Origin of the sequence: Nostoc sp. T09, assembly GCF_002154695.1 — a bacterium.
Classification (GTDB): Bacteria; Cyanobacteriota; Cyanobacteriia; order Cyanobacteriales; family Nostocaceae; genus Aulosira.
The window spans coordinates 1-13,293 of record NZ_MTAV01000033.1; the positions used below are offsets into that span (position 1 = coordinate 1).

The 13,293-nt window shown below is 39.9% G+C and carries 17 protein-coding genes; 10 read left to right on the plus strand and 7 right to left on the minus strand.

What is annotated here, in order from left to right; genetic code table 11:
- The 8 genes from BV372_RS09045 to BV372_RS09085 form a co-directional block, all read left to right on the plus strand.
- The coding region (locus BV372_RS09045; RefSeq protein WP_143845039.1) for an SDR family oxidoreductase at positions 1-394 on the plus strand (394 nt) is incomplete at its 5' end.
- Between the two features lie 38 nt (positions 395-432).
- Positions 433-1,143 (plus strand): glutathione S-transferase N-terminal domain-containing protein, encoded by a 711-nt coding sequence (locus BV372_RS37460; protein WP_256973128.1) that lies wholly within the window; start codon positions 433-435, stop codon positions 1,141-1,143.
- A 126-nt stretch (positions 1,144-1,269) separates the two neighbouring features.
- On the plus strand, positions 1,270-2,316 hold the full coding sequence (locus BV372_RS09060; protein WP_218776698.1) for a DMT family transporter: 1,047 nt from the start codon (positions 1,270-1,272) through the stop codon (positions 2,314-2,316).
- 3 nt (positions 2,317-2,319) lie between these two features.
- Positions 2,320-2,976, plus strand: coding sequence for an HAD family hydrolase (locus tag BV372_RS09065; protein ID WP_086686013.1), 657 nt, complete (start codon positions 2,320-2,322; stop codon positions 2,974-2,976).
- A gap of 9 nt (positions 2,977-2,985) precedes the next feature.
- On the plus strand, positions 2,986-3,207 hold the full coding sequence (locus BV372_RS09070) for a hypothetical protein (protein WP_256973129.1): 222 nt from the start codon (positions 2,986-2,988) through the stop codon (positions 3,205-3,207).
- Between the two features lie 46 nt (positions 3,208-3,253).
- Positions 3,254-3,991 carry an MBL fold metallo-hydrolase gene (locus tag BV372_RS09075; protein WP_086686014.1) on the plus strand — a complete coding sequence of 246 codons (738 nt, stop codon included), beginning with the start codon at positions 3,254-3,256 and terminating at the stop codon, positions 3,989-3,991.
- A gap of 2 nt (positions 3,992-3,993) precedes the next feature.
- Positions 3,994-4,554: an NUDIX hydrolase gene (locus tag BV372_RS09080; RefSeq protein WP_086686016.1), complete on the plus strand. Its 561-nt coding sequence runs from the start codon at positions 3,994-3,996 to the stop codon at positions 4,552-4,554.
- A gap of 81 nt (positions 4,555-4,635) precedes the next feature.
- Positions 4,636-5,403 (plus strand): methyltransferase domain-containing protein, encoded by a 768-nt coding sequence (locus tag BV372_RS09085; protein ID WP_086686018.1) that lies wholly within the window; start codon positions 4,636-4,638, stop codon positions 5,401-5,403.
- 180 nt (positions 5,404-5,583) lie between these two features.
- On the opposite strand, the gene BV372_RS09095 is transcribed toward BV372_RS09085, so the two are convergent.
- Positions 5,584-6,546, minus strand: a complete 963-nt coding sequence (locus tag BV372_RS09095; protein ID WP_086686019.1) for a HEAT repeat domain-containing protein — start codon at positions 6,544-6,546, stop codon at positions 5,584-5,586.
- A gap of 112 nt (positions 6,547-6,658) precedes the next feature.
- Between BV372_RS09095 and BV372_RS37465 the strand changes: the two genes are divergently transcribed.
- Both BV372_RS37465 and BV372_RS09105 read left to right on the plus strand, forming a co-directional pair.
- Positions 6,659-6,988, plus strand: a complete 330-nt coding sequence (locus tag BV372_RS37465; protein ID WP_256973130.1) for a DUF4365 domain-containing protein — start codon at positions 6,659-6,661, stop codon at positions 6,986-6,988.
- A 172-nt stretch (positions 6,989-7,160) separates the two neighbouring features.
- The gene (locus BV372_RS09105) at positions 7,161-7,412 is read left to right on the plus strand and encodes a hypothetical protein (RefSeq protein WP_086686021.1); all 252 of its coding nucleotides are present in this window, start codon (positions 7,161-7,163) and stop codon (positions 7,410-7,412) included.
- Between the two features lie 15 nt (positions 7,413-7,427).
- Here BV372_RS09105 and argJ read toward each other — a convergent pair whose 3' ends face one another.
- The 6 genes from argJ to BV372_RS09135 form a co-directional block, all read right to left on the minus strand.
- A complete protein-coding gene (gene argJ, locus BV372_RS09110; RefSeq protein WP_086686023.1) occupies positions 7,428-8,591 on the minus strand; it encodes a bifunctional glutamate N-acetyltransferase/amino-acid acetyltransferase ArgJ in 1,164 nt (387 codons plus the stop codon).
- Between the two features lie 140 nt (positions 8,592-8,731).
- The gene (locus BV372_RS09115) at positions 8,732-8,959 is read right to left on the minus strand and encodes a ferredoxin family protein (protein ID WP_027401230.1); all 228 of its coding nucleotides are present in this window, start codon (positions 8,957-8,959) and stop codon (positions 8,732-8,734) included.
- 30 nt (positions 8,960-8,989) lie between these two features.
- Positions 8,990-9,772, minus strand: a complete 783-nt coding sequence (locus tag BV372_RS09120; protein WP_086686024.1) for a class I SAM-dependent methyltransferase — start codon at positions 9,770-9,772, stop codon at positions 8,990-8,992.
- A gap of 67 nt (positions 9,773-9,839) precedes the next feature.
- A complete protein-coding gene (locus BV372_RS09125; RefSeq protein WP_086686026.1) occupies positions 9,840-10,292 on the minus strand; it encodes a GNAT family N-acetyltransferase in 453 nt (150 codons plus the stop codon).
- A 113-nt stretch (positions 10,293-10,405) separates the two neighbouring features.
- A complete protein-coding gene (locus BV372_RS09130) occupies positions 10,406-12,115 on the minus strand; it encodes a fumarate reductase/succinate dehydrogenase flavoprotein subunit (protein WP_086686028.1) in 1,710 nt (569 codons plus the stop codon).
- Positions 12,116-12,195: 80 nt separating this feature from the next.
- Positions 12,196-13,284, minus strand: a complete 1,089-nt coding sequence (locus BV372_RS09135; protein ID WP_086686030.1) for a sulfonate ABC transporter substrate-binding protein — start codon at positions 13,282-13,284, stop codon at positions 12,196-12,198.
- Positions 13,285-13,293: the final 9 nt, after the last annotated feature.

The window sequence follows — 13,293 nt, forward strand, 5'->3', positions numbered from 1 at the left end:
AAGTCGGCGTGATGGGCGAATTGTCAATATTATCGGTGGCGCTGGACGCACACCTCGACCAGCGTTTCTTCCTGGTGGTACAACGAATGCTGCCCTATTGAACTTCACGCGCGGAATCTCTAAAGAACTAGCTCAAGATAATATTCGCATTAATGCCATTTCGCCTGGTCTGACGGCAACTGAACGTGCAGAAACTTTGGCAAAGCAAAATGCTCAAGCTCGTGGTGTGAGTGTTGAAGAAATTAAAACAGAATCCTTGCAGGCGATTCCTTTAGGGAAAATCGTCAAACCGGAAGAAATAGCTGCACTAACTTTATTTTTAGTATCTGACCTTGCCTCTTCGATTACAGGTGCAGAGATTCTTGTTGATGGTGGACACACCCCTGGTGTTTAGATTTAGTCTAGCTGTATCAAAAAAAGTCACACTTGTTGATGAAACTCTTTTATACACCTAACTCACCTTATGCACGCATAGCACGGGTAGCTGTATTGGAACTCAGACTCGGCGATCGCATCGAAATGCAAAAAGTTACGGTACGAGATCCAAATAGCAATCTACTGAACTACAACCCTACAGGTAAAGTTCCAACTCTAGCGACTGACGATGGATTTATCTTGAGCGAAACGCGCATAATATGTGTTTATCTCAATCACTTCAATCCTAAAATCAAACTAATTGCTGACATTTCTCATGCTTTTTTACAGCAACTCGAAGGTATAACTGGTGGGTTTCTAGATGGTATTGCTGTTTGGGTGCGGGAGATCAGGCGTTCACGCAATAGACCTCTTGCAAAAGTAACTTTTGCAAGAGGGGGGAAAGGGAAAAGGTTAAAGGGAAAAGGGTTTTTATTAGCCCTTTCCCCTTACCCTTTTCCCCACTTCTGCAAGAAGTCTAATGAACAATCACCAGGGATAATTGAGTTAGAGCAATCGCGAGCCTTGAGAGTTTTAGACTACTTCGAGAAAATTTCAGATAAACTTGACCAAACTCCTAAGCTTGCTCATATCACCCTCGCGTCTGCATTGGGATTAGAAATTCGTCTTCCGGAACTGCAATGGCGACAGAACTATCCTAAACTTGCTTGTTGGTATGATGAATTTTCTGAGCGACCATCTCTGCAAGTAACTAAACCAGATTCCTAATTCAAACCGCCTATTTTGCTATGCGGTTAATTGTGAATTAGCTTGACATCGACTCATACAAAATTTTAGGGTATAAAGTCTGGCAATTATAACGACGACCTAGTGCTAGGGATCTTATACCCTTAAATGTCTGGTCTGTTATTCCAGTGGTTTCAGCAATACAAGCAGGTCTTACGAAGACTTTTTACCGTGTTGGGCATCCTGACGGTTATTCTATCCTCCTTTTTCTTGTCATTTCACAACGTTACTGTGCGAGTTTTGTTTTCAGAACATCTCGTGCTGGGTTTCTTGTTACTCGGTGGATACGTTAAACCAGATTTGCAAAATTCATTCTTGCTAATGTTTATGCGAATGCTGCTGGTGGTTCCACTCATGGCTTCTCTATCATTCAAGCTATATCCATCTGCTCCTAAAGAATTTCAAGACTTGTTCAGACGCGATGCCTCCAGCGCGCTACGCGATCGCTTGGATGTTATGCTCCCAGCTTTTGGTTGTGGGGTGCTGATGTTTGTGTATATTACTTTACTCTACATTGCTATTGGCTTGATTCCCACTGGAATTGCTCTCACCCTTTTCTTTACCTATCCCGTGTTTACGGCGCTACTATCTTGGAGGTTTTTTGGCCAACGTCCCACGCCCTTCCGTTGGCTGGTGATGGGCATTATTCTGGCGGGTGGAGTTCTCACCATTCCCCCATCTTCTACTACTCACAGCAGTCGTACCATTGCGATCGGTATTTGTGCCAGCGTTATTGCTGGGATTTTTAACGCCTGCTATAACGTCCTCGCCCAAAAATGTTTGCAAAAATTTCATCCAGTTCCCTTCACTTGGATCAGTTTTGCCTCTACCCTGCTGCTCTCTGGTGTTAGTTTACTGTTTTGGCCTCCTGCCAGTGCCCAACTTGATTGGACACCTATGTGGATTGGCAGTATTTTTTCGGGTCTAGTTAGCTTTATCGGACACACTTTCAACAATTTGGGGATTCGTATGGTTGGCGCAACTACCGCCTCTATAATCGGCGCGAGCAGTCCTGCAATGACTGCACTAGTTGCATGGGCAACGATTAGCGAAAGTTTAAACGTGATTCAGAGCGTGGGGATTGGCGTTGTCTCATTGGGGATCGCGTTGCTGAGTGGAGAAGGCTTGATTCAAAAGATGAAAATTAGAAGTTAAAATATGCGTTTTAACGCTATCCTTTTTGATTTAGATGGGACATTGACAGATCCTAAACCTGGCATTACACGCTGTATTCAGTATGCTCTATCTGAACTTGGTCATAGACTTCAGGATGCTGATGAATTGCATTGGTGTATTGGTCCACCCATCAAAGAAAGTTTTTCACAACTACTGAAAACCAAAGATAATACTGTGCTGGAACAGGCGATTTCACTGTATCGCGATCGCTTTTCCACGATTGGATTATTTGAAAATCTTCTTTATCCCCAGATTCCCGAAACTTTAAAAACTATTCGCTTTGCTGGTTATAAAACCTTTGTTGCTACTTCAAAACCATATATTTATGCCACTCGCATTATTGAATATTTTGGTTTATCGTCGCTTTTTGATGGTGTTTACGGTAGTGAACTAGATGGAACCCGCAGCGTTAAAGGAGACTTGATTCATCACATTTTACACAGCGAAAATTTTTCACCTTCTGATGTCGTCATGGTAGGCGATCGCAAACACGACATGATTGGAGCCAAATGCCATCAAGTTGCAACCATTGGCGTTACCTATGGCTACGGAACTGAGGAAGAATTGAAAACTCACGGTGCTGATTGGATTGTTCATTCTCCAGAAGATATTTCCAAATTGATAATTTCTAATTTTTAGCTCACAATTATGCCACCATCTTTAACTGTTCTCCATAGCTTACTTCTATTCACTACTACTTTTATTGCAGGCGTGATTGTTTGGCAACAGGCGATTTTAATGGCAGTGGGTGGTTCTTTGGGTGGATATTTAAGCGCCCATTATGCACGTAAACTTAAACCACAATTAATTCGGAAATTTGTTATATTTGTGGCTTTTAGTATGACTATCTACTTTTTTATTCACGGCTAGGGATGCTCATGTTTCTTTGTTACCGATATAAATTTTATTTACAACTATGACTAGCATTACTGAAATTGCTCCGGATATCTATCGCATCTCTACTTATGACTCAAATATAAATCTGCAATTTATCCAATTTTTAGTAAAAGACGAAGAGCCATTATTATTTCATACGGGTTTGAAGAAACTGTTTCCACAGGTTCGTGATGCAGTGAATCAGATTATTGACTCATCACAAATTCGCTGGATTAGCTTTAGCCATTTTGAAGCAGATGAGTGTGGATCGCTGAATGAATGGCTTTCCATTGCACCAAATGCTCAGACAGTTTGTACTCCGATTGCAGCTTTTGTAAGTGTAGATGATTTTGCCATCCGTCCATCCACAACTTTGCAGCACAATGAAGTTTTGAATACTGGGAAATATCGCTTTCAGTTTCAACATACACCGCAACTCCCGCACGGTTGGGATGCAGGATTGTTTTTTGAAACTACCAATAAAACACTGTTGTGTTCAGATCTATTTCATCAGTTTGGAGATGTAGAACCAATAACTGAGTCTGATGTAATTGAGCGTTTCCGGCAAACCATCGCTAATTATGAAGCCAGTCCCTTTCCTAATTACATACCCTATACAACCCATAGCGACCGCATTCTCCAAGAATTAGCAGCACTCAAGCCGCAAACCCTGGCAACAATGCACGGTTCCACGTTTGTGGGTGATGGTGAACATGCATTACAGGATTTAGCATTAGTACTGCATGAAGAGTTGGTAACAAAGCAAAAAGAGGTTTAAATGTGGATTTGTTAAATTGGAATATATTAAAGTCTAGATATCTAGTAAAAGATAAATGGCTTACACTTCGTGCTGACACTTATCAAATGCCTGAGGGACAAATAGTAGAGCCTTTTTATGTTTTTGAATATTCTACATGGGTTAATATCGTCGCCATAACTAAAACTCAGGAAATTGTGTTAGTTGAACAATATCGCCACGGTATTCAAAAGACAGTTTTAGAATTACCTGGTGGTGGTATGGAACCAGAAGATATTTCTCCACTAGAAGCAGCAAAACGCGAATTATTAGAAGAATCGGGATACAGTAGCGACAATTTTATCAAAACAGGAATAATATCACCAAATTCAGCGACTCATAATAACCTAATCCATTGTTTTTTGGCAACAGATGTAGAGCTTGTAGCCGATTTAAACTTAGATCCAACAGAAATAATAAATGTAAAGCTACTGCCATTAAACAATTTAATTCAAAATCTTGATAACGGTATCCTTCTCCAATCATTTCATATTAGTTCATTATTTTTTGCTTTAAAAAAATTGGGTAAGGTTCAATTTTCTTAGACAATTTAAATTTTATTGCCCTTAATCCCCAATCTTTAATCCCCAGTCTCTTCTACCAACATCAAAAAATAGGGTAGTAAAATGCCAGATAAATGGAATCCCGTATTATATGAACGATTTCAAACAGAAAGAAGTCGCCCCTTTTATGACTTAGTAGATTTGCTCAATCCCCAAGAAAACTTACGAGTTTTAGATTTAGGATGTGGAACAGGAAAGTTAACCAAGTATCTCCATGAAAAATTAGTTGCTAAGGAGACTTTAGGTATAGATGCTTCTGAAAAAATGCTATCTGTAGCGCGTCAATTTGCAGGGGATGGGTTGCGGTTTGAGCAAGGAAAAATTGAGGATAGCCCAGGAGAAGGTAAGTTTGATGTCGTGTTTTCTAATGCTGCTTTACAGTGGTTAACGGGACACGAAGCATTATTTTCAAAATTAAGAGACAAGCTACAACCGCGTGGACAATTAGCTATCCAAATACCAGCAATGGATAATGAACCAGTGCATCAGTTAGCAGTGGAAACAGCAAAAGAATTTAGTCAGGAATTAAGTGGATATGTGCGGCGGTTAGAAGTACTTTCTCCTGTAGCTTATGCTAAACTGCTTTATAAATTAGGCTTTGTTAAGCAACAAGTAAAGTTGCAAATTTATGGGCATTTGTTACCTTCACGAGAAGCTGTAGTGGAATGGTATCGCGGAACTTTGCTTACAGCCTATGAGACGCAGTTAGATACCCAAACTTATGAGCTATTTGTAGAAAGGTATCAGCAAAAATTATTCGATGTTTTACCCGATGAGCGTCCATTCTTTTTTCCTTACAAACGCATTTTAATGTGGGGACGTATTTCATAATCCATTGTTGTAGGGTGGGCTTAAATATTGCGTGGCAGCAAAAGTGTTATAAAGTTATACTTTTAACTAGTTCAAAGCGTGAGGAAACCTTGAACTTTTATGAGCAAGCAGGATTAAAGCGCGGTGTGAAAACTAGATTTATCGCCTTACCACCAGAGGAATTATAAAGCTGTGTCCACACTATATTCTCGTTCGCTCTCCAATCTTCTGAATTGCTTTTTGTGCGTAGATACTAACCTCCCGATCGGGATCGTTTAGCGCTTGTTGAAGGGCGTTTAAAGCTTCAGTTTTACCCAAATTACCAAGAGCGATCGCAGCTTCTTTTCTCACATCTGAATATTCATCTGTTAGCGCTGCAATTAGTGCGGGTAAAGACTGTATATCCGGTATTTTCTGCAATACTTGGATAGCAAATTTTCTCACCTGCCAATGTTCATCTTTCAATGCTAATAGTACAGTAGGAATAATTTTGGCATCAGCATGAAGTGCTAAAGATTTGGCAGCATTGCGGCGCACCTGCCAATCTGTATCATTATTTAACGCGTTACTAAGTAAATCTACTAACTCTGTATCTACCAAATGCCCTAGCGTCAGCGCAGCCGCACGACGGACATTGTCATCGCGATCGCTCATTAAAGATAATGCTGGTGGGCATATCTGCACTTGATTGAGATAGCTAAGAGTGGTGACAGCCGCTTCTCGCAATTGAGGATGTTCCGACTCAAAGAAGGATAGCACCGCCGAGAGTGACTGAGCATCGTGTATCTTTCGCAACAGAATTAACACATTGAGTTGCAGATTAATATCCTGTTGCTGTAACGCATCTAATAACAGCAGCAAATCTTCTGACGATACCAACTCACCCAAAGCTGACAACGCCTCACTGCGAATTTCTGCATCTGGTGAAGCGAGACAGGGTAATAAAGCTGGAACAGCAGCGGGATTGGCAAGTTCCCATAAAGCAGTGACAGCGATTTTTTGCACGGCGGTGCTTTCGTCTTGCAGAGCTACAATTAGAGCGTCAATAGCCGCCTCATCCCCCAAGTGTTGCAGAGTTTTGACTGCAACTAAGCGATCGCTTACATCAGGCGATCGTAACATTTCCAACCATTGGTTTAATTCAGAGTCTATATTTGCAGACATTTTGAATCCTGATAAAACTGGTTAATTCTTTTACCAAAGTCTTGTAGTAGGAGTGATTTCAAAAAATTAATTTTTTTTGTATTCTTTACAAAGATTCAATACTATTTAATTAATGGCAAAAAAGAAACGACCCAAAGAGCATATTATAGCAGATTTAAGCGTAAATCATGTTGAAAAATACGTGTTTTTATGTGGTTATTCAGTAGAGCGAGTTGAATATGACTATGGTTTTGATTTAATTATCTTTACATATGGTGTAAATAGTGAAATTGAAAATGGTCAGATCTATCTACAGTTAAAGGCTAGAGATTCTCTTAGAACACTTGCAGACCAAGAAACTATTGCTTTTACAATAGCGCGAGCAGATTTAGAATTGTGGTTGTTTGAGCCTATGCCCTGTATTCTGATTGTATATGATGCTCAGTTGGATATAGCTTATTAGTTATACTTACAAGCGTATTTTGAAAATTTGCCAGGGTTTGACCTATCCAAACTTGGTGAAAGTGTTACTGTTCGCTTGCCTAAAACAAATATACTAAATCAAGAGGCAATCAAAAAATTCGCTGATTATCGGAATTATGTTCTCAAGCAGCTAAAAGGAGTAATTCGTCATAATGATTAGAAATATTCAATTTACTGACCTAGAACAATTACTTTTAAAGATAGGTTTTACCAAAGTACCGACAACTGGATCTCAACAAGTTTATCAGTCTTCATCTTCAGGAGCTTTGATCGTTTTACCAGCTTACGAGCAGCAAGCGTATGTTCAGCCTGTGCATTTGGTAGCTGTACGTCGAGTATTGATAGAAAATGATTTAATCAACACGAATACTTTCGACAGTTTTTTAGAAAAGGTTGCAAGCTAAAGTGGGAAAACTTAATTAAGTTGAGTATTTACCGTTAATTTCTACGTAACCTTCTGAAAGATCACAACCCCATACAGTTGCGACAGCCTCGCCAATATTGAGGCTAACATGAATATTTACTTTATCCTTAGACATAACTTGTCGCAACTGTTCCAAATTTTCCTCATCTAAAATATTAGGATAGACTTTAACTTTATCAAACCTGATTACAACATCTTCTGGATTGATTGCTAGTTCATTTTCACATTTGCCTATAGCCATAGCTACTCTTCCCCAATTCGGATCTGCGCCATAGACAGCAGTCTTAACCAAAGGTGAATTTACAATAACTTTAGCAACTCGTTTAGCTTGTGTATAATTCAAAGCCGAATCTACAGTTACTTCAATTACTTTAGTAGCACCTTCACCATCTCGTGCAATTTTTAGAACTAATTCATGGGCTATTTCTTGCAATGCGCTAGCAAATTCTTGTTCTGAAACTTCGCCTGCTAAACCATTAGCCAAAATGATGGCAGTGTCACTTGTAGAAGTATCGGTGTCGATACTTAGGCAATTAAATGTTTTATCTACTGTAGAACGGAAAATTGAACGCAGCGCATCAGCAGAAATCGCCGCATCTGTAAAAAAGAAAGCTAGCATTGTCGCCATATTTGGCTCAATCATACCAACACCTTTGGCAATTCCTACTAGTTTGGCATTTCCAACTTGTCGCGCCGCTAGCTTAGGTACAGTATCGGTTGTCATAATACCGCGTGCTGCCAAATTAAAATCAGCCGCAGTTAATTTCGTCCCAATTCCTAACAATCCTGTACGGATTTTTTCTATAGGGTAACGTCTACCAATTACGCCTGTGGAAGCTATCACAATATTGTGTGGAGAAATATCCGTTTCAGTTGCTACAAGTTGAATAACTTCTTTTGCATCAGCAGTACCAATGGCACCATTAGCTACATTTGCATTTTTAGATATAACAACAATTCCCTGCGCTTGATGATCTTTTAGGTGCTGGCGGCTAATAGTCACACTTGGCCCAGCAAAAAGACTTTGTGTAAATACTCCATCAGCAACACAAGGAACATCCGATTTAATCAATACAAAATCGTTAGTAGTGTCCTTGATGCCTAAGTTAGTAATAAACGTACTAAATCCTTGAGGAGTTGAAGATGGAGTTAATGACATTTGTTATATAAAACTCTTATAATTGCGTGATTTTATACTAAATTTAGTTTAGCGATCGCCTTTTTAAGGCTCTCATTTTTTAGCAAAAATTAATATCTTTGTAAAATAGGCATTCCCCACCATACTATATTTTGTCTACTTTACCGTAACAAAAAAGGAATTTGCACTGTAATGGCATTTGTCGGACATTCCTTTTCACAAGGTAGACAAAACCAGCATTCGTCATATTTCATATATGCTTTTCCTGTTTCCGGATTTTTCGCTAATACATCGAGCGGACAAACTTCGATGCAAGCTACACATTTTTCTAAACATTTAGATTCATCCACAATCACAGGAACATCTACTCTTTGATTAATTAAAGCCATATCATACCTCTAGGTTTATTAGTTTATGTGCTAGTTTGCAATCGATGCTTTAAAAAAACGGTAACCCACATCAATTTCTGTTAACTGGCGAATCTCTCCATATTTTTTATCCCATTCACCACTACTCAAATCTGCTGCAAGAGATTTAACACCAGATTCAATTAAATTAGGATTCCCTAAAGCAAAAGAAGATATTCCCGCACGCACTTCTGGCTGAAGATACAATTCAGGTCGCCTCCAAGCTGCTGCGGCAAATAAATCAGATAAATCGTAGGGTAACATCAAAGGTATTACTTCAATAATCCTTTGAGTATTCTTCTCAATCAAATTTGTAATTTCATTAACTGGAAGAAATTTTAGTGCATCTTCCCACAACCAAGGGAAATAATCATACAGCCAGATTTTCTGAGCAAATCTAATATCAAAACTTAACAATATAATTGCCCCACCTTTAATAATCCGATGCATTTCCTGAAAAGATTTCTCTAAATCGGAAAAATGATGAATTGTTAAAATACTAATTACCCCATCAACAGATTTATCAGGTAAAGGTAAAGCTTCTGCATATCCAGTCAACCATTTAATTTGGGGATGTTCTGATGCTTGTTTACGCATTACTGATGATGGTTCTATAGCGTAAACAGAAAATCCTTGATGAGCCAGCGCTTGAGAATAACCACCAGTACCCGCCCCAATATCAGCAATAATGCTACCTTGCGGTAAATTGAGTAAGTCGATTATCTTCTGGACAATTCGCGGATCAGGGACGCGAGTTTTTGTATATTGTTTCCCAATGGAATCATAAAGAGGCATTTGTAAAACACCGAAATTTTAATTAATAAATGGCTTACAAGTAATTTTCTGTAGGTGGGCATTAAACCTACTCCGAAGCAATTTTTTTATAAAACGTCATTTGCTGTTTTGTATTGGTGTAACCTATTTTTTTATAAAAAATGTGAGCCTCTGTGCGTTTAATATTAGAACGTACAATAATGCCCTCACATCCAACTAAAGCAGCCCATTCCTCAATATACTGCATTAATGTACGTCCAAATCCTGCATGACGATAATCTTCATCCACCACTAATCCAAAAAGTAATGCTTGATTTGGAATAATGATTAAATCACAAGTGTGAGCGTGTGCCCAACCAATAATATAATCATTTGCTAAGGTAGCAACATAAACAACATGACTTTTGTTATCTTGAATTTGCACAAGACGTTGCTCTATCTGTTGCGACGTAGCAGAATATCCAAGCTGATCGCAAAGCACTGCAATTCGCGCTGCATCTTTACCCTCAGCCAATCTAATCTTAATTTTCTCATTGTTCATTAGCAACAAATTTCTTATTTCTCAGTGCCCCTCTGCGTGAACCTCTGCGCCCCTTTGCGTTTAAAAATGAAATCAAATATTAAAATTTTAGCCTTAATTTACTGACTATGAGTTTATTTCACCGCCACATCATAAACCTCTCTTCCTAAATCCACATCCACAATATAAGGTTCAACATCACGCTTAAATAACACCATTTCTTCTGCTTCATTCTTTCTCAAATTCACATGACAAAACCATTCTTGGTTATTCTTCTCTGGAAAATCTAAATGATAGTGATAAAGTCCCCACCGGCTTTCTCGGCGATATATTGATGCTCGTGCAGCCATCTCTGCACAATCTCTAATAAAATGCACCTCCATACAGCGCATGAGTTCGTGAGGATCGTGCGCTCCCATGTGGGCCAACGTATCATGATAACGAACAAAATTATTCAGTCCAATCTCCATTTTGTAATTTGATTTTGGCGGTTGTAAGTAGTCATTCACTAGTCGCCGCAACTTATATTCAACTTGAGTATGGGGAATTCCACTCGGCTGATTTAAAGGTGCATAAATCCTTGCTTTTTCTGCTGCCAAAAACTCAGGATCGGGTTCCAAATGATCCAAATCTTGGATGTATTCAATCGCATGAGTTCCTGCCAAACGACCAAATACAAACGCTCCAATCATATAATTGTGGGGAACACTTGCCATATCTCCGGCTGCATACAATCCTGGTACTGTGGTTTCTGCCTTTTCATTTACCCAAACACCAGAAGCACTATGTCCACTACACAAGCCAATTTCGGAGATATTCATCTCAATACCATGAGTGCGGTAGTCTTCGCCTCTACCTTCGTGAAAGCGTCCCCGGCTCGGTCGTTCATTTGCCCATAAAATAGACTCAATTTCGGAAATAGTATCTTCATCCAAATGAGTCATTTTCAACTGAATTGGCCCTTTACCAGAGTTCAATTCTTTCCAAATCTCTAGCATCATTTGACCACTCCAGTAATCACAATTAATGAAGCGGTGTCCTTCTGCGTTGGCGGTATATGCGCCAAAAGGCCCAGCAACATAAGCACAAGCCGGGCCGTTGTAGTCTTTAATCAAGGGGTTGATTTGGAAGCATTCAATGTTACTCAATTCTGCTCCCGCGTGGTAAGCCATTGAGTAACCATCGCCAGCATTAGTGGGGTTTTCATAAGTGCCGTAGAGGTAGCCTGATGCAGGTAATCCTAATCGCCCACAGGCCCCTGTGCAAAGAATTACGGCTTTGGCTTGGATAACAACAAAATCGCCACCGCGCACATCAAAACCAACTGCACCGATCGCTCTTCCTTCTTTTACCAAAACCCTTGTCGCCATGACGCGGTTGGTAACATTGACTTTATGGCGCTTTACCTGTCGGGTAAGAATCGTTTTTAGATCTTTACCTTCTGGCATTGGCAATACATATTTGCCTACCCGATGCACTTGCTTGAGATCGTAATTTCCTTGGGGGTCTTTTTGGAACTTAACACCCCAACTTTCTAGTTCTTGAATGGTTTCATAGCCTAGCTTTGCGGTTTGGTAGACAGCTTTTTGATGAACGATACCATCATTAGCAATCGTGACTTCGCGTACATACTGTTCTGGCGTAGAGTGTCCGGGAATGACTGCTGTATTCACGCCATCCATTCCCATTGCGATCGCACCACTCCGACGAATATTAGCCTTCTCCAAAATCAGCACTTCTGCCTCTGGATTAGCCTGTTTCGCCTTAATTCCCGCCATCGTCCCCGCCGTACCGCCGCCAATCACTAGTACATCGGTTTTTATCCATTGGGTACTTGTTTCCATATAATCACCTGAGTTAAATATCGGAAAAGGGGGCAAGGGGGAAAGGGTAAAGGAGAATGCCAGATGACAAATGACAAAAACTACTTATTTCCTTGCCAAATTATGTCCTTCACATTAATTTGTTTTGGTATAAGTTTGATTTTGTAGAAAGCATCAGCAACCTCTTGCTGTTTCGCAATCACTTCATCGGTAATTGGAAGCACGCCATAATCACGCCGCTTTTCTGCTAACTCTAAAACAGCAGCATCAATACCCAATGCAGGCGAGAGGAATTTAGCAACTTCGGTGGGATTACTCTTAGCCCAGTCACTAGTCTTTTTCACTTCATCTAGAACTATTTTCAAAGTGTCAGGATGTGCTTCGACAAAAGACTTGGCAGCAAGATAATAACCACGATTCGGTGCTAATCCTGTTGCATCAGTTAAAGTGCGTGCGCCTGTTGCTTTCTCTGCTACGGCTAAATATGGGTCCCAAATTGCCCAAGCATCAACGTTTTTACCTTCAAAAGCAGCACGCGCATCGGAAGGCTGGAGAGTAACTGCTTGGATGTCAGTATATTGTAGTCCGGCTTTTTCCAGTGCTTTTACTATTAGGTAATTAGTGTTTGAACCTTTAGCAAAGGCAACTTTTTTACCTTTGAGATCCGCCACTGTTTTAATCGGTGAATCTTTAGGAACAAGGATAGCTTCAGCCTTTGGACTCCAGGGATCGTAAGCCACATAAACTAAAGGCGTACCTGCGGCTTGAGCAAATATTGGCGGTGATTCTCCTGTGTAGCCAAAGTCTATACTGCCAGAGTTGATGGCTTCTAACATTGGCGGCCCTGATGGAAATTCACTCCAAGTTACAGAAGCACCAGAAGCTGCCAAAGCTTTTTCTAACTCCCCTTTTGTTTTCAATGCACTTAAAATAGTTCCCGCTTTCTGGAAGCCAATCCTAACAGTATTACTACTAGTTGCTGAACTCTGATTAGGTGTTGTTGTTGCCTGTTCTGTAGGTGTTGTTGTTGCTTGCTGGTTTGCGTTTGAAGAACAAGCTGAAACAAATAAAACTAAGCCAAGCCCAACTGCAAACAGTAAAGAAAAAATCCGTATTCTTCTCTGTTTAAAGTTTTGGAGAAAGCCGATAGAAATGTTTAATATTCGAGATTGTAAGAGCTTGGACAACATAAATACTCT

Excerpts from the sequence above, each read along its gene's own strand:
- BV372_RS37460 (WP_256973128.1), top strand. The coding sequence starts at position 433 with ATGAAACTCTTTTATACACCTAACTCACCTTATGCACGCATAGCACGG.
- BV372_RS09060 (WP_218776698.1), top strand. The coding sequence starts at position 1,270 with ATGTCTGGTCTGTTATTCCAGTGGTTTCAGCAATACAAGCAGGTCTTA.
- BV372_RS09065 (WP_086686013.1), top strand. The coding sequence starts at position 2,320 with ATGCGTTTTAACGCTATCCTTTTTGATTTAGATGGGACATTGACAGAT.
- BV372_RS09070 (WP_256973129.1), top strand. The coding sequence starts at position 2,986 with ATGCCACCATCTTTAACTGTTCTCCATAGCTTACTTCTATTCACTACT.
- BV372_RS09075 (WP_086686014.1), top strand. The coding sequence starts at position 3,254 with ATGACTAGCATTACTGAAATTGCTCCGGATATCTATCGCATCTCTACT.
- BV372_RS09085 (WP_086686018.1), top strand. The coding sequence starts at position 4,636 with ATGCCAGATAAATGGAATCCCGTATTATATGAACGATTTCAAACAGAA.
- BV372_RS09095 (WP_086686019.1), bottom strand. The coding sequence starts at position 6,546 with ATGTCTGCAAATATAGACTCTGAATTAAACCAATGGTTGGAAATGTTA.
- BV372_RS37465 (WP_256973130.1), top strand. The coding sequence starts at position 6,659 with ATGGCAAAAAAGAAACGACCCAAAGAGCATATTATAGCAGATTTAAGC.
- BV372_RS09105 (WP_086686021.1), top strand. The coding sequence starts at position 7,161 with ATGATTAGAAATATTCAATTTACTGACCTAGAACAATTACTTTTAAAG.
- argJ (WP_086686023.1), bottom strand. The coding sequence starts at position 8,591 with ATGTCATTAACTCCATCTTCAACTCCTCAAGGATTTAGTACGTTTATT.
- BV372_RS09115 (WP_027401230.1), bottom strand. The coding sequence starts at position 8,959 with ATGGCTTTAATTAATCAAAGAGTAGATGTTCCTGTGATTGTGGATGAA.
- BV372_RS09120 (WP_086686024.1), bottom strand. The coding sequence starts at position 9,772 with ATGCCTCTTTATGATTCCATTGGGAAACAATATACAAAAACTCGCGTC.
- BV372_RS09125 (WP_086686026.1), bottom strand. The coding sequence starts at position 10,292 with ATGAACAATGAGAAAATTAAGATTAGATTGGCTGAGGGTAAAGATGCA.
- BV372_RS09130 (WP_086686028.1), bottom strand. The coding sequence starts at position 12,115 with ATGGAAACAAGTACCCAATGGATAAAAACCGATGTACTAGTGATTGGC.
- BV372_RS09135 (WP_086686030.1), bottom strand. The coding sequence starts at position 13,284 with ATGTTGTCCAAGCTCTTACAATCTCGAATATTAAACATTTCTATCGGC.